Annotated in this window: 25 protein-coding genes; 5 read left to right on the top strand and 20 right to left on the bottom strand. The window is 70.8% G+C overall.

The window, feature by feature from the left end:
* Positions 1-4: 4 nt before the first annotated feature.
* The 11 genes from AERO9AM_RS00575 to AERO9AM_RS00525 all read right to left on the bottom strand — a co-directional run bounded on the left by AERO9AM_RS00575 (position 5) and on the right by AERO9AM_RS00525 (position 8,774).
* Positions 5-292, bottom strand: a complete 288-nt coding sequence (locus AERO9AM_RS00575; protein ID WP_045250850.1) for an HU family DNA-binding protein — start codon at positions 290-292, stop codon at positions 5-7.
* A 283-nt stretch (positions 293-575) separates the two neighbouring features.
* The gene (rpsN, locus tag AERO9AM_RS00570) at positions 576-881 is read right to left on the bottom strand and encodes a 30S ribosomal protein S14 (protein WP_159574406.1); all 306 of its coding nucleotides are present in this window, start codon (positions 879-881) and stop codon (positions 576-578) included.
* A gap of 3 nt (positions 882-884) precedes the next feature.
* Complete coding sequence (rpmG, locus tag AERO9AM_RS00565) at positions 885-1,055, bottom strand: 50S ribosomal protein L33 (RefSeq protein ID WP_045250846.1); 171 nt, start codon at positions 1,053-1,055, stop codon at positions 885-887.
* Complete coding sequence (gene rpmB, locus AERO9AM_RS00560) at positions 1,055-1,291, bottom strand: 50S ribosomal protein L28 (protein ID WP_159574405.1); 237 nt, start codon at positions 1,289-1,291, stop codon at positions 1,055-1,057. Before rpmB ends, rpmG begins: the two co-directional genes overlap by 1 nt.
* Positions 1,292-1,426: 135 nt before the next feature.
* A complete protein-coding gene (locus tag AERO9AM_RS00555) occupies positions 1,427-2,221 on the bottom strand; it encodes a DNA-3-methyladenine glycosylase (RefSeq protein WP_159574404.1) in 795 nt (264 codons plus the stop codon).
* A gap of 19 nt (positions 2,222-2,240) precedes the next feature.
* Positions 2,241-4,007: a hypothetical protein gene (locus tag AERO9AM_RS00550; protein ID WP_236602433.1), complete on the bottom strand. Its 1,767-nt coding sequence runs from the start codon at positions 4,005-4,007 to the stop codon at positions 2,241-2,243.
* Entirely contained in the window at positions 3,997-4,854 is an 858-nt protein-coding gene (locus tag AERO9AM_RS00545) for a TIGR03943 family putative permease subunit (protein WP_159574403.1), read from the bottom strand. Before AERO9AM_RS00545 ends, AERO9AM_RS00550 begins: the two co-directional genes overlap by 11 nt.
* Positions 4,847-5,848 carry a permease gene (locus AERO9AM_RS00540; protein ID WP_159577282.1) on the bottom strand — a complete coding sequence of 334 codons (1,002 nt, stop codon included), beginning with the start codon at positions 5,846-5,848 and terminating at the stop codon, positions 4,847-4,849. Before AERO9AM_RS00540 ends, AERO9AM_RS00545 begins: the two co-directional genes overlap by 8 nt.
* Before the next feature lie 79 nt (positions 5,849-5,927).
* Positions 5,928-6,323 carry a Fur family transcriptional regulator gene (locus AERO9AM_RS00535; RefSeq protein WP_159574402.1) on the bottom strand — a complete coding sequence of 132 codons (396 nt, stop codon included), beginning with the start codon at positions 6,321-6,323 and terminating at the stop codon, positions 5,928-5,930.
* 199 nt (positions 6,324-6,522) lie between these two features.
* Entirely contained in the window at positions 6,523-7,839 is a 1,317-nt protein-coding gene (locus tag AERO9AM_RS00530) for a cell division initiation protein (protein ID WP_201298540.1), read from the bottom strand.
* A gap of 353 nt (positions 7,840-8,192) precedes the next feature.
* Positions 8,193-8,774 (bottom strand): TetR/AcrR family transcriptional regulator, encoded by a 582-nt coding sequence (locus AERO9AM_RS00525; protein WP_159574401.1) that lies wholly within the window; start codon positions 8,772-8,774, stop codon positions 8,193-8,195.
* Positions 8,775-8,882: 108 nt separating this feature from the next.
* Between AERO9AM_RS00525 and AERO9AM_RS00520 the strand changes: the two genes are divergently transcribed.
* Positions 8,883-9,569, top strand: coding sequence for a DUF899 family protein (locus AERO9AM_RS00520; RefSeq protein WP_159574400.1), 687 nt, complete (start codon positions 8,883-8,885; stop codon positions 9,567-9,569).
* Between the two features lie 3 nt (positions 9,570-9,572).
* Here AERO9AM_RS00520 and AERO9AM_RS00515 read toward each other — a convergent pair whose 3' ends face one another.
* The 5 genes from AERO9AM_RS00515 to AERO9AM_RS00495 form a co-directional block, all read right to left on the bottom strand.
* Positions 9,573-11,009 carry a YibE/F family protein gene (locus AERO9AM_RS00515; RefSeq protein WP_159574399.1) on the bottom strand — a complete coding sequence of 479 codons (1,437 nt, stop codon included), beginning with the start codon at positions 11,007-11,009 and terminating at the stop codon, positions 9,573-9,575.
* An 88-nt stretch (positions 11,010-11,097) separates the two neighbouring features.
* Positions 11,098-11,970: a metal ABC transporter permease gene (locus AERO9AM_RS00510; RefSeq protein WP_159574398.1), complete on the bottom strand. Its 873-nt coding sequence runs from the start codon at positions 11,968-11,970 to the stop codon at positions 11,098-11,100.
* Complete coding sequence (locus tag AERO9AM_RS00505) at positions 11,967-12,812, bottom strand: metal ABC transporter ATP-binding protein (protein ID WP_159574397.1); 846 nt, start codon at positions 12,810-12,812, stop codon at positions 11,967-11,969. The genes AERO9AM_RS00510 and AERO9AM_RS00505 overlap by 4 nt, the downstream gene beginning before the upstream one ends.
* Positions 12,809-13,735 (bottom strand): metal ABC transporter solute-binding protein, Zn/Mn family, encoded by a 927-nt coding sequence (locus AERO9AM_RS00500; protein WP_159574396.1) that lies wholly within the window; start codon positions 13,733-13,735, stop codon positions 12,809-12,811. Before AERO9AM_RS00500 ends, AERO9AM_RS00505 begins: the two co-directional genes overlap by 4 nt.
* 56 nt (positions 13,736-13,791) lie before the next feature.
* Positions 13,792-15,732: a heavy metal translocating P-type ATPase gene (locus tag AERO9AM_RS00495; protein WP_442923243.1), complete on the bottom strand. Its 1,941-nt coding sequence runs from the start codon at positions 15,730-15,732 to the stop codon at positions 13,792-13,794.
* Between the two features lie 48 nt (positions 15,733-15,780).
* Here AERO9AM_RS00495 and AERO9AM_RS17655 point away from each other — a divergent pair, with 48 nt between their 5' ends.
* From AERO9AM_RS17655 to AERO9AM_RS00485, 3 genes are all read left to right on the top strand, one after another.
* Positions 15,781-16,035: a hypothetical protein gene (locus AERO9AM_RS17655; protein ID WP_442923242.1), complete on the top strand. Its 255-nt coding sequence runs from the start codon at positions 15,781-15,783 to the stop codon at positions 16,033-16,035.
* A 113-nt stretch (positions 16,036-16,148) separates the two neighbouring features.
* Positions 16,149-16,601 (top strand): DUF6153 family protein, encoded by a 453-nt coding sequence (locus AERO9AM_RS00490; protein ID WP_159574395.1) that lies wholly within the window; start codon positions 16,149-16,151, stop codon positions 16,599-16,601.
* A 98-nt stretch (positions 16,602-16,699) separates the two neighbouring features.
* Positions 16,700-17,293 carry a DUF305 domain-containing protein gene (locus AERO9AM_RS00485; protein WP_159574394.1) on the top strand — a complete coding sequence of 198 codons (594 nt, stop codon included), beginning with the start codon at positions 16,700-16,702 and terminating at the stop codon, positions 17,291-17,293.
* A 147-nt stretch (positions 17,294-17,440) separates the two neighbouring features.
* Here AERO9AM_RS00485 and AERO9AM_RS00480 read toward each other — a convergent pair whose 3' ends face one another.
* The 4 genes from AERO9AM_RS00480 to AERO9AM_RS00465 form a co-directional block, all read right to left on the bottom strand.
* Entirely contained in the window at positions 17,441-19,117 is a 1,677-nt protein-coding gene (locus tag AERO9AM_RS00480; RefSeq protein WP_159574393.1) for a glycoside hydrolase family 13 protein, read from the bottom strand.
* 85 nt (positions 19,118-19,202) lie between these two features.
* A complete protein-coding gene (locus tag AERO9AM_RS00475; protein WP_159574392.1) occupies positions 19,203-20,090 on the bottom strand; it encodes a carbohydrate ABC transporter permease in 888 nt (295 codons plus the stop codon).
* Positions 20,090-21,001 (bottom strand): carbohydrate ABC transporter permease, encoded by a 912-nt coding sequence (locus AERO9AM_RS00470; RefSeq protein ID WP_159574391.1) that lies wholly within the window; start codon positions 20,999-21,001, stop codon positions 20,090-20,092. The genes AERO9AM_RS00475 and AERO9AM_RS00470 overlap by 1 nt, the downstream gene beginning before the upstream one ends.
* On the bottom strand, positions 20,998-22,308 hold the full coding sequence (locus AERO9AM_RS00465; RefSeq protein ID WP_236602432.1) for an ABC transporter substrate-binding protein: 1,311 nt from the start codon (positions 22,306-22,308) through the stop codon (positions 20,998-21,000). The genes AERO9AM_RS00470 and AERO9AM_RS00465 overlap by 4 nt, the downstream gene beginning before the upstream one ends.
* 147 nt (positions 22,309-22,455) lie before the next feature.
* On the opposite strand from AERO9AM_RS00465, the gene AERO9AM_RS00460 reads away from it, so the two are divergent.
* Positions 22,456-23,745, top strand: a complete 1,290-nt coding sequence (locus tag AERO9AM_RS00460) for an ROK family protein (RefSeq protein ID WP_159574390.1) — start codon at positions 22,456-22,458, stop codon at positions 23,743-23,745.
* The last annotated feature ends 93 nt before the right edge of the window (positions 23,746-23,838 follow it).

Here is a 23,838-nt window from a genome sequence, read left to right as displayed (position 1 = left end):
CGGATTACTTGACGGCGGCCTTGAGCTTGGAACCGGCGGTCACCTTGACGCGCTTGCCGGCCGGGATCTTGATCTCGGCGCCGGTCTGCGGGTTGCGGCCCGTGCGAGCGGCGGTCGCGACCTGCTCGAAGGAGATCCAACCCGGGATCGAGACCTTGCTGCCCTTGGCAACAGCGTCCGAGACCGTGGCGAACAGGGCGTCGAGAACGCCGGAGACAGCAGCCTGGCTCTGGCCGGTGGCGCTGGCGATGCTCGCGACGAGCTCGGTCTTGGTGATGGACTTGTCAGCCATTTCATCCTCCAGCGACGGGGATCCCGTCGCTTCGTATCAGAGTTCCGGATGGGCGGATGCCCCCCGTTGGTCGAACGACCGCCTCGAATGTATCAACCAAACCCCGGTTTTCCGCGTCATTTCGCGGTTTTCGACGTTTTCCGGCGGCGTGTCGCGCCTCATCAGCCCCTTGCGCCACAGCGGATCGGACCGGTCGGATCCGGATCCAGGCATGCAGAAGGGGCGGGGATCCGAAGATCCCCGCCCCTTGCGTCCCTTCGACGAGCTCAGGGACCGGTAAGACTTACCAGCTCGACTTGGTCACGCCGGGCAGCTCGCCACGGTGCGCCATGTCACGGAAGCGGACACGCGAGATGCCGAACTTCGTGAGGACGCCGCGGGGGCGGCCGTCGATGGCGTCGCGCGAACGCAGGCGCACCGGCGACGCGTTGCGCGGGAGCTTCTGCAGGCCGACGCGGGCGGCCTCGCGGGCCTCGTCGGTCGCGTTCGCGTCGACGAGGGTCTTCTTCAGCTCGGCGCGCTTCTCCGCGTAGCGGTCGACGACGGCCTGACGCTGCTTGTTGCGCGCGATCTTGCTCTTCTTAGCCATGGATCAACGCTCCTCTCGGAATTCGACGTGCTTGCGAACCACCGGGTCGTACTTCTTCAGCACGAGGCGGTCGGGGGTGTTGCGGCGGTTCTTCTTGGTCACGTAGGTGTAACCCGTGCCGGCGGTCGAACGCAGCTTGATGATCGGACGGATGTCCTGAGCCTTCTTGGCCATTAGAGCTTCACACCCTTCGCCTGGAGGTCCGCGACAACCTTCTCGATGCCACGGGCGTCGATCACCTTGATGCCCTTGGCGGACACGTTCAGGGTGATCTTCCGGCCGAGCGAGGGCACGTAGTAGGTCTTCTTCTGCACGTTCGGGTCGAAGCGGCGCTTCGTCCGGCGGTGCGAGTGCGAGATGTTGTGACCGAAGCCGGGAACAGCACCGGTCACCTGGCACACTGCTGCCATGATGACTCCTTCATTACCGTGAGGCCGGACGGCCCCACCCAAGATCCCTTGTCTGCACGCCTCTCCCCTGCCCGATGACTCGGCTCAGACGGGGAGGCATACGAACTGCGCACAGGAGTGTGCGCAGACAAAGAGCTACTCTAGCACGGATCCGATCCCGGGCGTGTCCAGCGCCGCCGCGGCCTCGGCCGCTCCCCGGCCCCAGCGGAACGGCGAGACCGTCGGATCCCCCGGGATCCAGAACCGCCACGGGAACGCGTCGGTGCCGGCGTGACCGGCGACGCCCACGCGCGGGCCCGTGGCGATGTCGGCCAGCCGCTCGCCCAGCCACAGCTCCGCCCGCGCTCCCGCGAGTTCCGCGCCCGTGATCGCGTCGATCCCGTCGTGCTGCGGGTGCCGCAGGCCGGACGCCTGACCGAACCGGCCTGGACCGCGGGCGAGGTCGCGCAGCTGCTTGCCACCGATCTCAGGATGGATCGCCATCCGAGGCGTGATCCGGGGCGGTTCCCCCTCTGCAAGCGAATTCGTCCTGAGGACGGGCACGATCCCGCGCCGCACGGCCGCCGCGTCGACACCCGAGACGACCTCGCCGGCGCGCAGCAGCACACCACCGGCCACCCCCTCCGGCCCGCACACCACATTCACGCAGGAGTGGATCCCGTGGCTGAGGTACACGTACAGGTGCCCCGGCTCGCCCCACATGGTCGCGTTGCGCGCGGTGCGCCCCATCCGCGCGTGCGACCCGGGATCGTGCCGGTCACCGACGCCCTTGCCGTGGTACGCCTCGACCTCGGTGATGCGCAGGATCACCTCCGCACCGCCGACGACCGTGCGCAGCCGGGCACCGAGCAGGGTGGGCGCGACCTCGAGCGGCAGCGCGGCGAGGTCCGCGCGGCGGGCTCGCCGCAGCCCCTCCCCCGGCGTGCTCATCGGTCCCCCGCCACCGGGATCACCGGTGCGGCGCCTGCGCGCACCACGACGGGTCGAAGCCGGCGAGCACCACCTGCTCCTTGCCCGTCTTCGTGTCGATGATGTGCGTCTGCATCGTGGTCGGCAGGGGCAGCAGCGACTGGTCGTAGGGGTTGTTCACGAGCTTCGGCGCCACCACGATCGCGCTGTACTGGCCGCTCGGCGACGGGCACGCCTGCATGATCGCGTCGGATCCGGTCACGCTGAACAGCTTCACCGCCTTGCCGTCGTCGGCGACGCGGGTGACGATCTGGCCCGTCGGCAATCCACTGGCGTCGCGGGTGGCGACCTGCCGCAGCGTGCCGCCCGGGAACGGCGCGATCGTGCCCGGCACCCCGAAGTCGGGCGTCGAGGCCGCCAGCGGCTTCTCGGATCCATCGGCGAGGTTCAGCTCGATCAGATCGGCGCCGCGGCTGACGATCGCGGTGTACGTGCCGCGGCTGATGCCCTCGATGGTCTGGGCGGCGCCGAGAGCGGTGGGCTTCGCCTTGGCGTCCGCGCGATCCTCGACGTACAGCGCGCCGGTGAAGTCGATGAACAGCGCCGAGGAGGAGTCGGGCACGAACGCCCACTGCCCGACGCTCGGCTGCTTGTCGGCGAGGCTCACGATCTGCGGCTCGCCGTCACCGGTCAGCGACTGGGTCACGAGCACGCTCGCCCGGCCGCTGGTCGCGCTGACGCCCTTGTCCGTGAAGGTGTAGCCGACGAGGTTGCCGCGCTCCGACACCTGCAGCGAGGACAGGAATCCCGGCCCGGGCAGCTTCAGCTCGCGCTCGTTCTTGCCCTGCCGGTCCATCACGAGCAGGGACGAGACGCCGTCCTTCTCGGTGGCCACCACGAGGTGGTCGGCGGTGGCGCGGAAGTCGTCGATCTTCTCGTGCTGCACGATCGGGACGGCGTTCTTGCCTCCGAGGTCGGTGTGGAAGATCGTGTCGTCGCCGTCGGCGTTGCGCTGCAGCAGGTACATGGTCGACTTCGGCGTCTGGAATGTGGCCTGGAGGGTGCTGCGCCGCTGCTTGTCGGTGCCGGTCACGTCCTTCACGGTGACCGTGTAGTTCGTGTCGTCATCGAGCGGCACCGTGAAGCGGACACCGAGGTTGCGACCCGAGGTGTCGACCGTGAACGGCGTCTTGGGGCTCACCGACACCTGCGACGCGGCCACCTTCGCCAGCGGCTGGCTGGCGGTGATGATCATGCGGGTGCCGGACGCATCGATCGCCGCCTGCGCGTCGACCTTCACGCTGCTGATCCGTGGACCCTGCAGCAGCGTGATCACGCCGAACCCGGCGACGACGAGCACGAGCGCCGCGATCACGGCGCCGAGTACGAGCGGGAACCGGCGACGGCCCTCGATCGGCACGGGCGCGGGGTGCGGTTCCCACGCCGGCGGCTCGAAGCGCGGATCGGATCCGGCCCCGTCTGCGCCGCCGTCCGCCGAGCGTCGCGGGCCGGGGCCGGCGGAGACGTCGACAGGGGCGGGCGGCACGGGAACGGGCGGCACCTCAGGGGCAGGCGCGGGCGAGGCGGGCATGTCGCGCGGGTCGATGACCGGCGTGTCGTCAGGGGTCACCGAGGCCGCGGGCACCGGTTCGAGCGAGGCGGCTCCCGGCGCGGCGGCCGACTCGGGTGCCTCCGGAGTCGTTGCGCGAGCCGGCGGTACCGGGGTCGCCGCGGCCGCTTCCTCGGCGGCGCGGCGGGCCCGCAGTTCGGCGCGGGTGAGGGGACGATCCGCGTCGTCAGTGCTCATAGGGGTCCTTCGGCTCCGGGATCTTCGACACGCTGGCCGGCACGATCGAGAGCTTCCCGTCGGCGCTCGCGCGGACGGTCCCCCTGACCTGCACCCAGTCGCCCACAGCGTACTGGCCCTGCCAGCCGGTGATCTGCACCGGCACCGACGCCGGCTGCGCGTCGAGCACGCAGTGCGAGATGACCATGCGGGTCAGATGCGCCTGATCCTTCGCGGATCCGCTGGGGGTGAGGAAGCCGGTGAGCGTGACGGAGGACCCGTCGTACTTCTCCGGCCGGGATCCGGTGGCGAACACGCTCGCCCAGCCGCCGATCCCGAACGTGCTGGTGTCGGTGTTGGCTCCCAGGGCCACGTTGTCGGCGCCCGCGAAGAGCACGTTGCCCATCGGGGCGCGCTGCATCGCCATATCCACCGACAGCGACGCCGGAGGCAGCAGCAGCGCGCCGGCGACGACGCCCGTGGCGATCACCCCGCCGGTCGCGCCCGCGACGGTGCCGACGACCCGGCGCGCAGACGGACGCGGGCCCCCATGCTCGTGCCATTGCGCCCCCGTGTGATCGTGCCCGACGCCGCCGTGGACGTGCCCGTGGTCCGCATCCCCGTGATCGTGCCCGTGGTCCTGCTCCGCGCCGAGTGGCAGCGCGCACGACCACACCACGCCGATGAGAGTGGCCACCGCCGCGGCCACGGCGAACCACACCGTCTCGGGGCTGATGTAGAGCGTGAGCCGCCCCGTCGCCGCGAGGGCGAGCGTGGCCACGGCCAGCGCTGCGGCGAGCCCCGCACCCAGCCAGCGGGTGCCGAGGGCCTGCGCGCGGGAGGCCCGGGATCCGGTCGCGTCAGGCAAAGACGTTCACCCCGATCCCCAGGGCGAAGCCGAACAGGATGACGATGCCGACGATCCCGGCCAGGGTGCGTGCCGTGAACGTGGTGCGCAGCAGCGCCATCATCTTGATGTCCACGAGCGGACCGACCAGCAGGAACGCGACGATCGCGCCCGGCGAGAACGTCGACGCGAAGGAGAGCGCGAAGAACGAGTCGACGTTGGAGCAGATCGCGACCGAGATCGCGAGGGCGATCATCGCGACGACCGACAGCAGCGGGTTGGATCCGATCGCCAGCAGCACGTCGCGCGGCACCAGCACCTGCACGGCGCCGGCGAGCGCGGAGCCGACGATCAGTGCGGGCATCACCGCGCGCAGCTCGATGAGGAACTGGGCGAGGCTGCGGCGGATCCCGGATCCCTGCTCGTGCACGACGACCTCGCAGGTGTCGCGGAACCGCTCGGTCAGCAGCGCGTCCGGATCCGGGTGCCGGCTGTAGACCCAGCCGATGAGGTTCGCGACCAGGTAGCCGCCGACGAGCCGGGCGACGAGGATCCCGCCGTCGAACCCGAAGGCGGCATGCGTGGTGAGGATGACGATGGGGTTCACGATGGGCGCGGCGACGAGGAACGTCAGGGCCTCGGCGGGACCGAGACCGCGCATCATCAGGCCGCGCGCGAACGGCACGTTGCCGCACTCGCAGACCGGGATCAGCATGCCCAGCAGCGACAGCACGGCGCGCCGCGCCCAGCCGCGCTGCGGCAGGACCCGCTCGATCACGCCCGCGGGCAGCCACACCTGCACGGCGATCGAGAGCACGACGCCGAGGATCACGAACGGGAGCGCCTCGAACAGCACGCTCAACGAGAGGGTGAGCCCGTCCTGCAGGCGGTTCGGCAGCTGGGCCGGGAACAGGTGCGGGGCCAGCACGTCGATCGCGACGAGCGCGGCGACCACGACGACGCCGATCGCGGCGCCGATGACCGCGGTGCGGCCGGTCAGCCGGGGCGGCGGCATGCGCAGCGCGTGCGGGGTGGCCGCCCCGTCACGCGCGGCGGTCGCACGGCGGCCGGGGGTCGTCAGCGTCACGCGGGGATCACTCCTGGGCGGCGGCGCAGTTCGCGCACAGTCCGAAGATGTCGACGACGTGCTCCGCGTCGCGGAACCCGTGCTGCGCGGCGGTGCGCTGCGCCCACTGCTCCACGTCGGTGGCCTCGATCTCGCGGGTCTCTCCGCAGGAGCGGCAGATCAGGTGGTGGTGGTGGCCCGTGCTGCGGCACGCGCGGTACAGCGCCTCGCCCTCGGGGCTCTGCAGCGAGTCCGCCTCGCCGGAGGCCGCGAGCCCGGCGAGCGCCCGGTACACGGTCGCGAGGCCGATGCCGGTGTTGGCTTCGCGCAGGGTGGCGTGCAGCGTCTGCGCGCTGACGAATCCTCGTGCGTCGGAGAGCTCCTCCCGCACGCGTTCGCGCTGCCACGTGTTCCGCTGAGCCATGCCTCGAGTCTAGATCCGCCCGCTGGCCTGCGGCTGGGAGCGGCGTATCCGTGGCCTCCAAGCGCCACGAGATGGAAAACGCACCCCCGGCGCCACGGAACCTGCGAGATCCATCTCCCACGGATCTGGATCCGCGTCACGAGATGGAAAACGCCGCTCCCGGGGACCGGGCAGCGGCGTTTTCCATCTCGCGAGCGGCTCAGGCGTCGGCGTGCTCCGCGGAGGCCTCGGCCGACTCCTGCGCCGCCTCGTCGGTTGCGTCCTCCTCGGCGGCGGAAGCGGATCCGGATCCCTCGCTGCCGAGCGCCCCGTCGGGACGGATCAGCTCGCGCACCTCAGCCATGAAGCTGGTGAGCTGCTGCTGCTGCCAGCGCAGCTGACGGGCCCGGTCGTCGGCGTCGCGCACGACGTTCGCCGTGTGCGCGGTGACCATGTCGACGATCTTCTGCGACTTGGTGCGGGCGCGGTCCAGCGTCTCGCGGGCGCGCACCTGCGCCTCGGCCTCGATCGCCTGGGCCTGCGAGCGCATCAGCCGCTCGTAGTCGTCGGCCTTCGCCGAGATCCGCTCGGCGTGGGCGAGTGCGGCCGCCACCTGCTCGTTCGCGTCGGCGGTGATCCGCTCGGCGTGCGCGACGGCCTGGTTGTGCAGCACGAGGAACTCCTGCTGCGCGTCGTCCTGGCGGCGGGTGAGCGACTCCTCCAGCTCCAGCACGCGCGCGTTCATCTCGCGCACCTCGCGCTCGGCGGCCACGCGCAGATCCGTGGTCTCCCGCGTGACCATCGCGCGCAGCGCCGCGGCGCCCTTCTCGGCCTCGGTGCGGATCGAGTGCGCCTCCTGCTCGGCGTGGTTCACCTTCTCGGCGGCGTGGGCGGCCTCCCGCTCGATCTGCGCCGTGTGCGCGGCGAACTCGGTCTCCATCTTCAGGCGCACCTGGTCGGCGTCGCGCTGCGCCTGGGCCGTGATGCGCGCGACCTCGGCGTCCAGCTCGGCGCGCTTGGCGGCGGCCTCGTCCCGGGCTGCTTCGAGCAGGCGCTCCGCCTGCACCGCGGCGTTCTGGATGAGCACGCTGGCCTGCTCCTCGGCGACCCGCAGCACGGTCTCGAACTGCGAACGCGAGGTGGCCTCGTCGATGTCCTCCTGGGATCCGGCGAGCGCTGTGCTCAGCGACTGGATCTGCTGCGCGGACTCGGCGATCTTCGCGTTCGCGGCGGCGAGGTCGGACTCGAGCTGGGCCGCCCGCTCGTCGTGCGCGGCCGTGGCCTTCTCCAGTTCGCGGCGGTGCTTCTCGGCGGCCTTGTCCAGCTCGCTGCGCAGGTGCGCGTCGGTCTTCGCCTTCGAGTCGGTGGCACGGCGCAGCTCCTCCTTGAGGGCGGTGAGGTGCGCGTCGACCTCCGCCTTGTCGTAGCCGCGGAAACCGATGGTGAACGCCTGCTGCGTCGACGGGTGCTCCAGCAGCTGATCGAAGAAGTCGCCCTGGGGCGCCTCGGGTGCACGGTTCTCGGTAGCCTCGGCCACGGGTGGCGCCTTTCTGCTCACCCCTCCTGCTCCCGGGCGGGGGGAACGCCGGAGAGGGTAGATGCGGAGGGGGATCCGCGTCGTCCGGCGTCCCTGGGTGCGGGGCCGTGATCCGCGCGAGTCCCGACGATCCTAACCCGCGCTTCCCTTGTGTCGACAGGGCGGGCGGGCCGCGGGCGCGGAACGATCGCCCGCCGGATCGCCGCATCGACGACCGCGGTCCGGGCGCGGAGCCGCTCCTGACCGTCCTCAGGATCGTTTGCGGAACCGTGGGCCTGCGGAGCGACTGTCCGGGCCGAGGCGGAACTCATCCTGAGAACGGTCATCGCGGTCAGCGCAAGCGCCCGAGACCGTCAGACCGCGTCGCTCCGGATCCCGGCGATCACCGCACGGATCGCCGCGTCGCCCCGGCGGGTCTGCTCGGCCCTGTCCGCGCCCGCGAGGGGGCCGCGCAGGCACAGCTCGGCGAAACCGTGCACGGTGGCCCAGCACGCCCAGGCGGCGTCGTCGCGGCGGGTCGCCGGCAGCTCCCCCGCAGCGACCAGGTCGTCGAGCGCCGCAGTCAGTGCGCGGAACGCCGGAGCCTGTGCCGTCGTCGCCGGATCCGGCGGGCGGATGCCGAAGAACACCACCGCGAACCATCCCGGCTCATCGAGGGCGAACGCGATGTAGGCGGCGCCGATCCGATGCAGGCGCTCGAGGGGCGAGCGCTCGGGCGCATCGGTCATCGCCGCCGCGAGACCCTCCTGGATCGCGGCCGCGGTGGCGTCCAGGAGCGCGGCGCGGTTCGGGAAGTGCCGGTACGCGGCGTTCGGGGAGACGCCGACGCGGCGCGTGGCCTCGCGGATCGTGATGGCGGCGGGACCTCCTTCGCGGCCCAGCGCGACGGCGGCCTCGACCAGGGCGCTGCCGAGATCCCCGTGGTGGTAGGCCATCGGATCCCCTTCCGCCTCTTGAGTGATCCCCGCCCGATGTGTACGGTGTGAACATAGCAGATGTGGACACCGTGAACATCGGTGCCCGAGCGACCATCGGAGGATGTCATGACCGCCCTGCCCCCTGTCGTCGACGAGCAGACCTGGCGCGAAGAGCTCGCGAAGCTGCGGATCCGGGAGAAGGCCGCGACCCGCGAGCTGGATGCCATCGCGGCCGCGCGGCGGCGCCTGCCCGCCGTGAGGCTTCCCGCGTACACGCTCATCGCCGAGGACGGCAGCCGGGTGAGCCTGGCCGACGTGTTCGAAGGCAAGAGCCAGCTCGTCACCTATCACCACATGTGGACTGACGGGGCGAGCTGGCAGTGCCCGGGCTGCACGGGCCTCACCTCGCAGTGGACGCGCACCGCGCAGATCGAGGCGCAGGATGCGCGGTTCGTCATCATCACCAACGGCCCGATGGACGAGGTGCTCGAGTACAAGAAGCGCGTCGGCAACCAGATGACCTGGTACTCGTCCGCGGAGTCGTCTTTCGGCGCCGACGTGGATGCCGGTCCGGGCGAAGGCTTCGGCTTCAACGTCTTCCTGCGCGACGGCGAGGACGTCTACCGCACCTGGCACACCGACGGCCGCGGCGCGGAGCGCTTCAGCGTCGCGTTCGCGATCTCCGACGTGCTCCCCTACGGCCGCCAGGAGGCGTGGCAGGACGTGCCGGAGGGCTGGCCTCAGGCGCCCACCTACTCGCGCTGGCTCAGCTCGCAGGACATCGCGGCGCGGTACGGCGAGCCGGTCGCGTAGGCGTCACGGTCGGGGATCAGCCGAGGGGAACGGGGGGACCTCGACGGTCCGCAGTGTGCGCAGCCAGGCGACCGTGTCGGCGTCGTCCTCACCGAGCGCGGCGGGCACCGGATCCCCGGTGACGGCGGATCCGGGCGGGAGCAGCGCGACGGCGATCGCCGTGGTGAGCGGCACCGCGAGCACGAGCCCGATGCCGCTGCACAGCGTGCGGACCACCTCCGTCGCGATGTCCTCCAGGCCGAGCATGTTCATCATCGGCTGGTCGTAGAGGTAGAGCAGCAGCACGACGCTCAGGGATGCGCCCACGTAGGCGAACACGATCGTGTAGATCGTGGAGGCGATGTGGTCCCGCCCGATGCGCATCGCGCGGCCGAACAGCTGCCGCCGCGAGAGCTCGGGGGCGAGCGCGCGCAGCTCCCACACGGCCGAGCTCTGCGTGATCGTCACGTCGTTGAGCACGCCCAGGCCGGCGATGATGATCGCGCAGGTGAGCAGACCCTGGAAATCGACCTGCGGCACCATCGGCGCCAGGAAGCCGGCGCTCTCGTCGAGGCCGCTGAGCCGGGTCGTGCCGACCGCCACCTGGGCCAGGATCGCCGTGATCGCGACCCCCGCCAGCGTTCCCGCCAGGGCGGCGCTCGTGCGCATCGAGAGCCCGTGCGCGAGGTAGAGCACGACGTAGAGGATCGCGGACGCGCCGACGAGGGCTATCCCCATGGCCGGACCCGCCTGCAGCAGGGCGGGCAGCATGAACAGGACGATCATCGCCCCGCTGAACACCAGCCCGACGAGGGCGAGCAGACCGCGGAGCAGCCCGACGACGATCACGACCAGCGCGAACAGACCCGCCCACACGGCGAGCGGGACGGTCCTGACCACGCCGAACGCCGAGATCCCCGGGTCCACGCCGCCCGGCTGTGCGACGTTGGACCGTCCGGGCAGCGCGGTCACCATCAGCTCGAGACGGTCGCCGGGGCGCAGGCCCGCGCGGGCGAAAGGGCCGTTCAGCATGATCGTGGCCTTGTCACCCGCACGCTCGCCGCTCTCGATCCTGACCTGCGCGATCGAGCAGGGCGCGGGGGATGCGCCGCCCGCGGCAGGGCCCGCCGCTCCGTCGGAGCCCGATGTCCCGCCGGAGCCGCCACTGCCGCCGGTCCCGCCGGAGCCGCCACTGCCGCCGGTCCCGCCTCCGGCGGACGGTCGCATGTCCGCGCAGTCGGTCAGCTTCAGGATCTCGCCGGTCGGATAGGTCGTGCCCCGGCTCGACGAGGGTGCCGACGCCGGACCGCCCAGGCGCCCCGCCACAGGCCAGAGCAGCATCAGCCCGACGATCGTCGCCACGGCGACGACGATCAGCGCGATCAGCAGGATCCGCCGCGGCGTCCGCGCGACCCGCACGCGCCGGATCGCCGCCGCGTCATGCCCGTGCCCATGCCCCATACCGGCCTCCTCCGCTGGATTCAGGGTGATTCTCTCCCCGCTCGTGCCGTTCGCCCGGTACGCCGCGAAGCGTGGCGGCGCGCAGCGATCAGGCGCCGCGGGGCGCCGCGCGCACGACGCGGTCGCGGCGGGATCCGATCGCGCGGCACACGAGGTAGATCGCGAACGACACGGTCGTGATGTACGGGCTCACCGGAAGGGTGCCCATCACGGCCAGCAGGATGCCGCCGACCGCGGACACGACGCCGAACACGGCGGCCAGCAGCGGCACGGCGAGCGGTCCGGAGCGCACCCGCATGGCGGCGGCCGCCGGGGTGACCACGAGCGCCATCACGAGCAGCGCGCCGATGATGTGCACGGCCACGGCCACCACGAGGCCGAGCAGCAGCATGAAGGCGAACGAGACGCCCACGGTGGGCACGCCCCGGGCGGCCGCCGACTGAGGGTCGAGCGAGTCGAAGCGCAGCGGACGCCAGATCACCAGCAGCCCCAGCAGCACGAGCGCGCAGATCCCGGCGAGCCACCCCAGCTGCTCCGACTGCACCGACACGATCTGCCCGGTCAGCAGGCTGAACCGACCCGCCGCGCGCCCGTTGTAGAGCGACAGGCAGAGGATCCCGACGCCCAGGCCGAACGGCATCAGCACGCCGATGATCGAGTTCCGGTCACGCGCCCGGGCGCCGAGCCAGCCGATGATGGCGGCGGCGATGAGCGAGCCGACGATGGATCCGGTCACGACGTCGACGCCGATCAGCAGCGCCACGGCGGCGCCGGCGAACGACAGCTCGCTGATGCCGTGCACCGCGAAGGCCATGTCGCGCTGCATCACGAAGACGCCGATGAGTCCGCCGACCAGGCCGAGCACGGCCCCGGCCCACACCGAGTTCGAGACGAGGGCGAGGATCTCGCCGTACTGCGGCAGGCCGCCGAACATGGCCTGGAGGATGTCCGTGAGGTTCACGCCACCGCCTCCGCGCCCGGTCCGTCGTGGTCGTGGTGGTGCGCGGCGCTCTCCGCATCGGGCGCGCCGACCACGACGAGGCGGCCGCCGACCTGCGACACGAACACGGGCACGCCGTAGAGGTCGGAGAGCACCCGCGTGGTGAGCACCTCGTGCGGGGTGCCCAGCGTGAACCGGCCGTTGGCGAGGTACAGGATCCGGTCGACCACGTCGAGCACGGGGTTGATGTCGTGGGTGACCAGCAGCACGGCGGCGCCGGTGCGGCGATGCCGGTCGATGAGCTCGACCACCGCCTGCTGGTTCGCCAGGTCGAGGCTGGTCAGCGGCTCGTCGCAGAGCAGCAGCCGCGGGTCGTCGGCGAGCGCCTGGCCCACGCGCAGGCGCTGCTGCTCGCCGCCGGAGAGGGTGCCCGCCGGGCGGTCCGCGAAGGCCGTGGCCCCCACCGCCGCGACCAGCGCGTCGATCCGGGCGCGGTCGCCGCGCCGCGGGATCGGGAAGCCGAACCGGTGCCCGTCGACGCCGAGTGCGACGAGGTCGCGCCCCCGCAGCGACGTCTCAGCCGGCAGCGGGCGCGCTTGCGGGAGGTAGCCGATGCGGCGGTTCCCCCGTCGGCGCACCGGCTCGCCGATCGCCTCGATGGTGCCCTCGGAGAGCTCCTGCAGCCCGAGGATCGCGCGCAGCAGCGTGGTCTTGCCGGTGCCGCTGGGCCCCAGCACAGCCACGAGCTCGCCCGGCGCGACGTCGAGGTCGAGGCCGCTCCACAGTTCGCGATCGTCGCGGCGTATGCCGGCGCCGCGGATCCGCAGAAGAGGGGCGGCCGGGGCGGCGACGGGAGAGGTCACTTGTCGAGATTACGGGACAGCGTGGCGATGTTGTCCGTCATCCAGGTCAGGTAGGTCTTGCCGTCCGGCACCAGCTCGGTGACCTCCTGCACCGGCACGCCCTTCTCCTTCGCGACGCCGATGACCTTCGTGGTCTCGGCACCGCCGGCCTGCGCGTTGGCGAACAGCGCCTTGACCTCGCCGGATCCCACGAGGTTCGTCGCCTCGAGCAGCGTCGCCGGCGGCACGTCCTGCCCCTCCTCCACCGCGTGGCTGAACTCCTCAGGGGTGACGTTGACAAGACCCGCCGCCGCGGTCAGGTACAGCGGCACGGGCTCGGTGACGAAGATCTTCTCGCCCTGGTGGGCGGACTTGATCGTCGCGAGCGAGGAGTCGAGCTCGGCGATCCCCTTCTCGAAGGTCGCGAGGTTCTTCTCGAAGTCGGCCTTGTGCGCGGGGGCGATGCCGCTCAGCTCGTCGGCGACCTTCTTCGCGACGTCCTCGACGACCGAGGTGTCGTACCAGACGTGCTCATTGAACCCCTCGACCGTCTTCATGGCGTCCTCGCCCTTCGGCCAGGTCGGCGCGAACGTGACCGCGGACACCACGGGGGCCTTGCTCCCCGACTTCGCGACGAGATCGCCGAAGAAGGCGTCGTAGCCGCCGCCGTTCTCGAGGATCAGCTTGGCGCCGCGCACCTTCAGCTGATCCGCCGCAGTGACCTCGTACTCGTGCGGATCCTGCGACAGCGAGGCGATCACCGAGCTGACTTTCACGTGCTCCCCGCCGATCTCCTTCGCGATGTCCCCCCACACGTTGGTCGACGCCGTCACGGCGATCGTCCCGTCGTCGCCCGACGTCGCGGGATCGGCCGAGGCGGAGCAGCCGGCGAGGGTCAGGATCGAGGCGGCAGCGAGGGCGAGGGCGGCGAACGGCTTGGTCATGTCTCGAGCGTACGTTAAATGAGAATCATTATCAAAACGGATCCGGAGCCGCTCATTCACCGGTGCAGGATCGCGCGCGTGGTGACCTCCGGGCGCAGGTCGAGGCGGCGGAGCAGCTGGGCGTTCAGGGCGACGACGATCGTGGACAGGGACATCAGGATCGCGCCGACGGACATCGGCAGCACGAATCCGATGGGCGCGAGCACGCCCGCGGCGAGCGGGACCGAGAGCAGGTTGTAGCCGGCCGCCCACCAGAGGTTCTGCTTCATCTTCCGATACGCCGCTCGGGAGAGCTCGATCACTGAGAGGACCGAGCGGGGATCGTCGCCGGCGAGGATCACCCCGGCGGAGGCGATCGCGACATCGGTACCGGCGCCGATGGCGAGGCCGACGTCCGCCTGGGCGAGAGCGGGTGCATCGTTCACGCCGTCGCCGACCATGGCGACTTTGCGCCCCTCCTGCTGGAGCTGCTGCACGGTGGCGGCTTTGTCCTCGGGGCGCACGCCGGCGAAGTACCGGTCGATGCCGAGGTCCTGGGCGACGGTGCGGGCGACGGCTTCCGCGTCACCGGTGATCATCACGACCTGGACGCCGAGGGCCTGCAGGGCGTCGACGGCATCGCGCGACTCGGCCCGGACCTCGTCCGTGAGCTCGAGCGCACCGATGACGCGACCGTTCTCCACGACGTGCAGGATGATCGCCCCATCCGCCTGCCACTGCTCAGCCACGGGGAGCTCGGGCTGAGCCTCCTCCGCGAGCAGATGCGGCCCGCCCACGCGGATGGCGGCGCCGTTGACTGTGGCGGTGACGCCGACGGCCGGGGACGAGGTGAAGTCACGTCCGCGGGGGACGGTGAGGTTCCTCGACGCCGCGGCGCGCACGATCGCTTTCGCGAGGGGATGCTCGCTGTCCGCCTCGGCGGCGGCCGCGGCCGCGAGAACCCGGTCCGCGTCTTCGCCGTCGATCACCGAGATGTCGGAGACGACGGGCTCGCCCTTGGTGAGCGTGCCGGTCTTGTCGAAGAGGACGGTGTCGACGGTGCGCATGCTCTCCAGCGCGAGGCGATCCTTGACGAGCACACCGCCCCGCGCGGCGCGCTCGGTCGCGATGGACACCACCAGCGGGATCGCAAGGCCGAGGGCATGCGGGCACGCGATCACGAGGACCGTGATGGTCCGCACGACGGCCTCATCCGGCATGCCGACGAGGGTCCAGACGATCGCGGTGAGCACGGCGGCGCCGAGAGCGAACCAGAACAGCCAGCCTGCCGCGGTGTCCGCGAGACGCTGGGCGCGGGATGACGAGTTCTGCGCCTCGGCGACGAGACGCTGGATTCCGGCCAGTGCCGTGTCATCGCCCGTCGCGGTGACCTCGACCCGCAGGCCGGAGTCGGTGGCGACGGTGCCGGCTGTGACGCTGTCGCCGACGGTGCGCGAGACCGTGCGGGACTCGCCGGTCACCATCGACTCGTCCATCGACGCGCGGCCTTCGACGATGCGGCCGTCGGCGGGGATGCTGCCGCCGGGGCGGATCACGACGGTGTCGCCGACGACGAGGTCGGCCGGCGCCACCGTGACGACCTCCCCGCCCTCCAGGCGCTCAGCCTCATCGGGCAGGAGCGCGGCGAGGGAGTCGAGCGCGGACGTCGTCTGCGCGAGGGAGCGCATCTCGATCCAGTGCCCCAGCAGCATGATCACGATCAGGAGCGCCAGCTCCCACCAGAAGTCCAGGTCGTGATGCAGCAGGCCCAGGGTCGCTCCCCAGGACGCGAAGAACGCGACGGTGATCGCCAGTGCGATGAGGAGCATCATCCCGGGGCGACGGGAGCGGATCTCGGACGCCCCTCCGACGAGGAACGGCCTCCCGCCCCACGCATACATCACCGTGCCGAGCACGGGAGACACCCAGGACAACCCGGGCGCATCCGGCACCTGGTAGCCGAGGATCATCGCGAACATCCCCGACAGCGCGACCGTGGGGACGGCGAGGATCAGCATGATCCAGAACAGCCGCCGGAACTGCGCGACGTGATCACCGTGACCCGCATGCCCGCCGTGACCCGCGTGCCCACCGTGACCCGCATGCCCGCCATGGCCGGCGTCGCCACCGTGTCCGGCGTGAGCGCCGTGCGCGTCGTGGGCATCGCCGTGTTCCGCGCGATGCGCGTCATCGTGATGGTCAGACCCGGGCTGGGACGGCGTGGTCCCGGGGTGGACGTGGTGGTGCCCCGCCATCGCGCCGGCGTGCTGGTCGTGCGGATCGTTCATCATTCCCGTCCCTTCGCGGCCCGTCCTCGATAGCGCCCTGCCCGCTTGCGGATCCCGTCCACGGTGTCAGGGCAAAGGATGCAACCACATACCCCCTAGGGGTATTCCGGGGTTTGATGTTAGCCTGTGCGCCGAGGAGGTCGAGCATGAACATCGCGCACCGCGTGCCCACGTCCGCGTCGCCGCACGCGCTGCTGCTCCTCCTGGCGTTGGCGGTCTTGCTGATCGCCGGCCTCCTGGGCATGCACACCTTCACCGGTGACGCGATGGGGCACGGCACCCCGGCGACCATGAGTGCTGCGCACACCGTCGTCAGTGACGGATCGCCCGATTCGAGGCATGCGATGACGGCGGATGCCACCGCGGCGTCCCACGACTGCGATGACTCGTGCGCCACAGGCCACGGAGGGAATCACCCTTCCATGGGCGCCGCGTGCGTGCTCGCACTGCTCGCCGGCTTCCTCCTGATCCTGCCCCCGCTGCTCCTCGGACGACGGGGCCTGCACCAGCTGCTGCGCGTCCCGGCCAGCGACCCGCCAGCCGGGCTCCGTCCGCCCAGACCGCCGTCCCTCCTGCTCCTCTCGATCAGTCGCACCTGAGAAACACCCGCCGGTCCGCACCGCACCGCACCGGCACGCAGCCCCACAGGCGGCGCTGCGCACGTGACTCTCAACCGAACCGATCGAAGGAAACAGACATGAAGAAGCTCCCTCTCGCCGTGGGCACCGGCGTGCTCGCCCTCGCCCTCGGCCTCACCGGCTGCTCGACCGCGAACGCCCCCACCACGACCGAGACGTCCGCCTCGGCATCGACGTCCACGAAGGCGAACGACGACGACGCGATGTTCGTCACGATGATGATCCCGCACCACGAGCAGGCCATCGAGATGTCCGACATCGTGCTCGCCAAGAGCGGGCTGGATCCCGACGTCGCGAACCTTGCTCAGCAGATCAAGGCCGCACAGGGGCCCGAGGTCTCGCGGATGAAAGGCTGGCTGACCGCCTGGGGCGTCACGGAGACCGCCCCCGGCATGGGCGGCATGGATCACGGCTCGATGGGCGACGGGATGATGTCGGACGGCGACATGGCGGCCCTGAACGCCGCGAACGGGAAGGACGCGAGCCGCCTCTTCCTGACGCAGATGATCGCGCACCACCAGGGAGCCGTCGACATGGCCCAGCAGGAGGTCCGCGGCGGGCAGAACCCCGACGCGGTCGCTCTCGCGAAGTCGGTGATCGCAGCGCAGACGGCGGAGATCGCCGCGATGCAGAAGCTGCTCGGCCGGTTGTGAGCGTGTCCGGGTGGGTCGGCGGCCGTCGGCCCACCCGGCGCCTCTCGGTCGTCGGCACCGCCCGACGACGACGCCTCGGGGGTGCGCGCTGATGCGGCACACCCCCGAGGCGTCTTCCACGCGGTGCCTCCCCCGCGCCGGCGGGCTTCAGGCCTTGAGCCAGACCGTGGTCTCGCCCGGCACAGCGCCGCCGGTCAGCTCGCCGAGCACCACCTGCGTGCCCGACTCGAGGGCGAACGGCTCGGTGCCGAAGTTCGTCACGACCTGCCACCCGTTCGGACGGGTGAAGCGCAGCACGTCGTCACGGCCGGTCTCGATCCACTCCAGGGTCTCGCCGGTCTGCAGCTCGTGCCGCAGCGCCAGCGCGCGACGGTAGGTGTTCAGCGACGACGTCGGATCGGCGTCCTCCGCCTCCACGGCGTAGTCCGCGAACCACGCCGGCTGCGGGATGTGCGCGCCGTCGGCGCCGAAGCCGAACGACGACCCGGTGCTCGACCACGGCAGCGGCACCCGGCAGCCGTCGCGGCCGAGCCCGTCGCGATCGGGGTCGGCGCCGCGGAAGAACGCCGGATCCTGCCGGTCCTCGGGCTTGATGTCCGCCACCTCGTGCAGGCCGAGCTCCTCCCCCTGGTACAGGTAGGCGCTGCCCGGCAGGCCGAGCAGGAACAGCGACGCCGCGAGCGCCCTGCGGCTTCCCCGCGCGAGGTCGATCTGATCGGCGGGACCGCCGGCCAGGATCCACGCGGACCCCTGCTTGACCTTCCGGCCGTTCAGCGGCGCCAGCCCGTAGCGGGTGGCGTGCCGGACGACGTCGTGGTTGGAGAGCACCCACGTGGAGCTGGACCCGGTCGCCTCGCTCTGCGCGAGGTTGTCCGTCACGATGTGGCGGAACTGCGCCGCGTCGAAGTCGGCCTCGAGCAGGTCGAAGTTGAACGCCTGGCCCAGCCCCTCGGGGCGGGCGTACTTCGCCCGGCGCTCGGCGTTCGCGACCCACGCCTCCGCCACGGCGATGCGCGGCGGGTCGTACTCGTCGAACACCTGGCGCCACTCGCGGTAGATGTCGTGCACGGCGTCACGGTCCCACAGCGGGTGCAGACCGGTGGTGCGGTCCAGCGCATCGAGCTCGAGCTGGCTCGGCAGCACCTCGGGCAGATCCTTGCTGAGGCCGTGCGCCACGTCGATGCGGAAGCCGTCGACCCCGCGGTCCGACCAGAACCGCAGCGTGTGCAGGAACTCCGAGCGCACGTCCGGGTTGTCCCAGTTGAAGTCGGGCTGCTCCCGGGCGAAGAAGTGGAAGTACCACTGGCCGTCGCCGACCGGCTCCCACGCGGGGCCGCCGAACACGCTGGTCCAGTCGGCGGGCGGCAGCTCGCCGTTCTCGCCGAGGCCGTCGCGGAAGATGTAGCGATCGCGCTCCGGCGAGCCCTTGCCCGCGGCGAGCGCGGCCTGGAACATCTCGTGCCGGTCGGACGAGTGGTTCGGCACGATGTCGACGATCACCTTGATGCCGCGGGCGTGGAGCGCCGCGACCATCTCGTCGAAGTCGGCGAGGGTGCCGAGGCGCGGATCCACGTTCCGGTAGTCGTCGACGTCGTAGCCGCCGTCGGCGAGCGCGGAGGGGTAGAACGGGCTGAGCCACACGGCGTCCACGCCGAGCCCGGCGAGATAGTCGGCCTTCTGCGTGACGCCGCGGATGTCGCCGAGCCCGTCCGCGTTCGAGTCGGCGAAGCTGCGCGGATAGACCTGGTAGACGACGGCCTGACGCCACCAGGTGGCATCGGCGGTGATCGAGGACGTCTCGGCAGCGGGTGCGGCGACGGTCATAGGAGTTCCCTTCTGGATCTCGGATTTCTGCGGTTGATGGATTCGGTGTGCGAGCGCGACGCTCTCACGGGACGCCTGATCGGGCTCAGCCCTTGACAGCGCCCTGGGTCACGCCCTCCATCACCCAGCGCTGCGTGAACAGGTAGGCGACGATCGCGGGCGCCATGGCCATGAGGTACGAGGCGAAGGCCACGTTGTAGTTGCTGCTGAACTGATTCTGGAACAGGTTCTGCCGCACCGGCAGGGTCTGCAGGGCCGGATCCGAGATGATCAGCGACGGCATCATGAAGTCGTTCCAGGCGTACAGGAAGGCGAAGATGCCGACCGTGGCGCTCATCGGCCCGAGCAGCGGGAAGATGATCCGCCAGAACGTCTGCCAGGTGCTCGCGCCGTCGATGCGCGCGCTCTCCTCCAGCTCGAGCGGGATCGAGCGCAGGAACGCGGTGAACAGCAGCACGCTGAAGCTGAGCTGGAACATCGTGGCGAGCAGGATCACCCCGAACGGGTTGTCCAGATGGGCGAGCCCGGTGAGCTGGATCTGCGGCAGCGCCACCACCGGGAACGGGATGAACATCGCCGCGAGCAGGTAGAAGAACGAATAGCGGAACAGCTTGTGGTCCCAGTTGCGCACGATCGCGTAGGACGCGAACGCGGCCAGCACCACGGTGAGGAACACCGTCCCCGCAGTGACGAGCAGCGAGACGCCGGCGCCGACCGGGAACTTGGTGAGGTTCCACGCCTGCACGAACCCGTCGAACGTGAACGGCGCCGGGAACGAGAAGGCGTTGCCGTCGACCGACTGCTTCGACGTCTTGAACGACATGGCGATCGTCACGTACAGCGGGAGCAGGACGGTGACGGTGCACAGGATCAGGATGATCGTGCCCGACCAGTTCACCCGCTCCATGCGGATCCGCGGCTTGCGCCCGCCGGTGGCCAGCGCCTGAGTGGTGAGGAGAGTCTGCGTCGACATCAGAGTGCGTTCCTTCCGCGGGTCACGGACAGCTGCAGCAGGGAGATGAGGATCGCGACGACGAAGAAGATCGTCGCGTTCGCCATCTGGTAGGCGTAGTCGCCTCCGTTGAAGCCGGCGATGATGGTCATCGCCACGCTGCGGGTGGACGTGCCGGGGCCGCCGTCGGTGAGGCCCTTGATGATGTCGTACGCGTTCAGGAAGCCCTTGAAGCCGAGCACGACGTTGATCACGAAGTAGCCGGCCACGAGCGGCACCGTGATGCGGGTGAGCTGCTGGAACTTGCTCGCCCCGTCGATGTCCGCCGCCTCGTAGACGTCGCCCGGGATCGACAGCAGGCCGGCGATGTAGATGAGCAGCGTGCCCGGGATCGCCTGCCAGGCGGTCACGATCACGATGCCGAGCCAGGCCAGGTCCGGGTTGGCGAGGATGCTCGTGGACAGCCACGGGATCCCCGTCGCGGTCCCGAGCGCCGGGAGGGAGTTCGAGAACAGGAAGTTGAACACGTACGCGATGATGATTCCGGAGATGACCATCGGGATCACGAAGATCGCACGGAGGCCGGTCTTGAACCGGATCCGCGAGACGAGCCCGACGGCCAGCAGGAAGGCGAGCACGTTCACGACGATCACGGTCACGATCGAGAACCCGAACGTGAACAGGTAGCTCTGCAGGATGGCCGGGTCGCTGAACGCCGCGATGTAGTTGGTCAGCCCGTTGAAGCTCCAGGTGCCGATCCCGATCGAGTCGGTGAAGCTGAAGAAGATGCCCATCACGGCGGGCACCGTGATCGCCAGCGTGAAGAGCACGAGCGTCGGCAGCAGGAACAGGTAGTAGATCGGCTCGACGCGCTTGCTGCTGCGACGGATCGTGCGGTCGCCGCCGGTGACGATGGTGGTCGTGGTGGTCATTTCGCGCTGCCCTTCGTGTCACTCGGGAGCTTCGGGGCGAGGAAGGCGGCGCGCGCCCAGTCCGCGTCCATCGTGCTCAGGGTGCTCTTGACGTCGCCGCCGAGCGCGATCGCCTGAACGTAGTTGAAGACGGGGATCGTCTTCGGCACGAGCACCGACGCCCCCTGGTAGACCGCGCCGTCGGTGTAGTACGGGATCATCCCTTCGATCCGCGGGTCCGTCGGCATCTTGGCGTCGGTCGTCGGCGCGAAGCCGAGCTGTGACGCGTTGTAGGCCTCGATCACCTCGGGCTGGTAGAGGTACGCGAGGAAGTCGCGAGCTGCTTTCTGGTGATGCGACCCCGTCGGGATCATCGCCGCGAGGTCCATGTTCACGCGGACCTTGAGATCCTTCGGGTCGTCGGTCATCGGCAGGGGGAAGCTGCCGAGCTGCAGGTCGGGAGACGTCTTGGCGATCTCGCCGAACGCCCACGGCCCCTGCAGGTACATCGCGCCCTTGCCCTGGGCGAACGCGAGGTTGCCGTCGACGTACGCCTGGCTCGCGGCGTTCGGCTGGGTGTAGTTCTTGATGAGCTGCGTCATCTGCTCGACCGGCTTGGCGAAGTCCTTCGAGAAGGAGGTCTCCGAGCTCGGACCGACGTTGGTGCCCTCGGCGTTCATCCTCTTGAAGAAGTCCACGACCGGCACCTCGCCGCCGACGGCGTAGTCGTACCAGCCCTGGCCGATCGTCCAGTTGTCCTTCAGCGTCGCGTAGAACGGCGACACCCCCGCGGCCTTGAGCGTGTCGCACGCCGCGATCAGCTCATCCCAGGTCTTCGGCACCTCGATGCCGTACTTCGCGAAGATCTCCTTGTTGTAGATCACGGAGGCGGCCATCACCGAGTAGGGCAGCACCGTGGTCTTTCCCGGGCAGACCCCGTACTGATCCAGCAGCGGCTTCAGGTCCTTGCGGATCCGTCCCGCCGCCTCCGTGTCGGACAGGTCGGTCAGCGCGCAGCGCTGCACGAACCGGGCGACCTCGAAGTTGTAGTTCGCGAGCATCAGATCCGGCGGGTTGCCCCGCACGAAGCTGGCGGAGACGACGTCCACACCGGAGGTGTCGATCTCCACCCGCACCTTGTCCTGCGAGGCGTTGTAGTCGTCCACGACCTTGGTCATGAAGTCGATCGCCTCGCGTTTGCTGAACGTGAAGCGGACCGTCTCGCGGCCGTCGGCGGGCGCGCAGCCGGCGAGAGCCGTTCCTGCGATCGCGAGCGCCGTGGCGACCGCGAGCATCCGCGCCGTCCGCGTCCTCTTCCCAGACACCATCGTCCTCATCTCTTCCGGCGGGATCCGCCACCCGGTCCTGCCCCACAGCACGACCCGGATCCTTGTTCCGGCGATTAGATTTTGTTCCCGAATCAACTCGGGCAAGGGATACTCTGGCAGAGGTCCACCCGAGAGGTCAAGCAGAGAATGCCCAGAACGCCCGAGCCCGGGCTCCGCGCCGCGGACGGCGAAGACGCCGTCGCGCCGGCCGGCGCGGATGCCGTCACCCCGGGCGCCGCGTTCGCCGTCGGGCGCCCGAGCCTCGGCCAGGTGCTGGACTTCGCCTGGGGGCGCGGGCCGTTCACCGCGACCGAGGCGATGGCCGGCGCCTCGCTCACCCGCTCCACCACGATCGACGCGATCGACACCCTCGTGGAAGCCGGCGTCGTCCGCGAGCTCCCCAACGCCCGCGACGCCGGCCAGTACTCGGGCGGGAGGCCGGCGCGCCGCTTCGAGCTGCCCACCGACCTCGGCGCCGTGATCGCACTGGACGCCGGCGACACCCACCTCGGCGTGACCGTCACCGACCTGGCGCGCACGCCCCTCGCGCATCTGCGCACCGACCTGGATCCGCGGCACACCGTGGGTCAGCGGCGCACGGCGATCCTGAAGCACCTGGAGGCGGCGCTGGCCGACAGCGGCGTGCCCCGCGACCGCATCCTCGCGCTGTGCGCGGGCGTCGCCGCGCCGGTGACGCGCAACGGCTCATCCCCGCCGCACCCCGACGGCTTCTGGGAGCGCACCAACCCCGGCCTCGCCGAGGTGCTCGCGGGATGGGCGCCCGTGGTCGAGGTGAAGAACGACGCCGTGCTCGCCGCCGCGGCGGAGGCCGACCTGGGCGAAGCCGTGGGGTGCCGCGACTACATCGCCCTCATCGCGGGCGAACGGTTCGGCGCCGGCGCCGTCGTGGACGGGCACATGCTGCACGGCGCGCACGGCGGCGTGGGCGAGATGGTGCTGCTGGACCACGTGCGCGGCGTCGGATCCGCCGACGGCCTCGGCCCCACGATCACCCGCATCGCCCGGGAGCTGCTGGCGTCGGGCGCGGCCGCGGCCGACGGGGCGCTGGCGCGGCTCGCCACGGAGGGCCTCCGCGCCGAGGGGATCCTCGCACTCGCGGCCGACGGGGATCCGGCCGCCGCGGAGGTCGTGCGCGGCACCGGCGCCCACCTGGCGCGCGTGGTCGCCGTGCTCGGGAGCACCTACGACCCGGAGCGCGTGATCGTCTGCGGCGCGATCGCCGACGCCATCGAGCCCGTGCTCGACGCCGCGCGCACGGCGCTGCGTCCGATGCTGCACCTGCCGGCGCCGAAGATCCTGCGCTCGCAGCTCGGCGCCGACATCGTGCTCGCCGGCGCGGTCTCCACGGCCCTGGCCGCCGCACGGACGATCGGCCTGCCGCGGCTCGCGGCCCGGCGCCTGCACGGCGCGGACTGACGCCGCCCCCGGGGTCCGTGACCGCCGGAAAACGGAGGAGCACTCGGCGTGTCGGGCGCGGATCCGGGCGCGACACGCCTCAGGCGGGCTGGA

The organism is Microbacterium sp. 8M (genome assembly GCF_902506375.1).
Classification (GTDB): domain Bacteria; phylum Actinomycetota; class Actinomycetes; order Actinomycetales; family Microbacteriaceae; genus Microbacterium.
This window is presented reverse-complemented; position numbering and strand designations above follow the sequence as displayed.

Bases quoted from the DNA above. Each gene is read 5' to 3' on its own strand.
- AERO9AM_RS00495 (WP_442923243.1), bottom strand. From the start codon at position 15,732: ATGCTGATCCTCGCCGTCCCCACGGTCGCGCTGTCGGGGATGTTCGCG.
- AERO9AM_RS00490 (WP_159574395.1), top strand. From the start codon at position 16,149: ATGAACATCGCGCACCGCGTGCCCACGTCCGCGTCGCCGCACGCGCTG.
- AERO9AM_RS17655 (WP_442923242.1), top strand. From the start codon at position 15,781: ATGCCCGCCGTGACCCGCGTGCCCACCGTGACCCGCATGCCCGCCATG.
- AERO9AM_RS00540 (WP_159577282.1), bottom strand. From the start codon at position 5,848: ATGCCGCCGCCCCGGCTGACCGGCCGCACCGCGGTCATCGGCGCCGCG.
- AERO9AM_RS00480 (WP_159574393.1), bottom strand. From the start codon at position 19,117: ATGACCGTCGCCGCACCCGCTGCCGAGACGTCCTCGATCACCGCCGAT.
- AERO9AM_RS00460 (WP_159574390.1), top strand. From the start codon at position 22,456: ATGCCCAGAACGCCCGAGCCCGGGCTCCGCGCCGCGGACGGCGAAGAC.
- rpmG (WP_045250846.1), bottom strand. From the start codon at position 1,055: ATGGCCAAGAAGGCTCAGGACATCCGTCCGATCATCAAGCTGCGTTCG.
- AERO9AM_RS00465 (WP_236602432.1), bottom strand. From the start codon at position 22,308: ATGGTGTCTGGGAAGAGGACGCGGACGGCGCGGATGCTCGCGGTCGCC.
- AERO9AM_RS00575 (WP_045250850.1), bottom strand. From the start codon at position 292: ATGGCTGACAAGTCCATCACCAAGACCGAGCTCGTCGCGAGCATCGCC.
- AERO9AM_RS00485 (WP_159574394.1), top strand. From the start codon at position 16,700: ATGAAGAAGCTCCCTCTCGCCGTGGGCACCGGCGTGCTCGCCCTCGCC.
- AERO9AM_RS00555 (WP_159574404.1), bottom strand. From the start codon at position 2,221: ATGAGCACGCCGGGGGAGGGGCTGCGGCGAGCCCGCCGCGCGGACCTC.
- AERO9AM_RS00500 (WP_159574396.1), bottom strand. From the start codon at position 13,735: ATGACCAAGCCGTTCGCCGCCCTCGCCCTCGCTGCCGCCTCGATCCTG.
- AERO9AM_RS00520 (WP_159574400.1), top strand. From the start codon at position 8,883: ATGACCGCCCTGCCCCCTGTCGTCGACGAGCAGACCTGGCGCGAAGAG.
- rpmB (WP_159574405.1), bottom strand. From the start codon at position 1,291: ATGGCAGCAGTGTGCCAGGTGACCGGTGCTGTTCCCGGCTTCGGTCAC.
- AERO9AM_RS00515 (WP_159574399.1), bottom strand. From the start codon at position 11,009: ATGGGGCATGGGCACGGGCATGACGCGGCGGCGATCCGGCGCGTGCGG.
- AERO9AM_RS00550 (WP_236602433.1), bottom strand. From the start codon at position 4,007: ATGAGCACTGACGACGCGGATCGTCCCCTCACCCGCGCCGAACTGCGG.
- AERO9AM_RS00525 (WP_159574401.1), bottom strand. From the start codon at position 8,774: ATGGCCTACCACCACGGGGATCTCGGCAGCGCCCTGGTCGAGGCCGCC.
- AERO9AM_RS00475 (WP_159574392.1), bottom strand. From the start codon at position 20,090: ATGTCGACGCAGACTCTCCTCACCACTCAGGCGCTGGCCACCGGCGGG.
- AERO9AM_RS00470 (WP_159574391.1), bottom strand. From the start codon at position 21,001: ATGACCACCACGACCACCATCGTCACCGGCGGCGACCGCACGATCCGT.
- AERO9AM_RS00535 (WP_159574402.1), bottom strand. From the start codon at position 6,323: ATGGCTCAGCGGAACACGTGGCAGCGCGAACGCGTGCGGGAGGAGCTC.
- rpsN (WP_159574406.1), bottom strand. From the start codon at position 881: ATGGCTAAGAAGAGCAAGATCGCGCGCAACAAGCAGCGTCAGGCCGTC.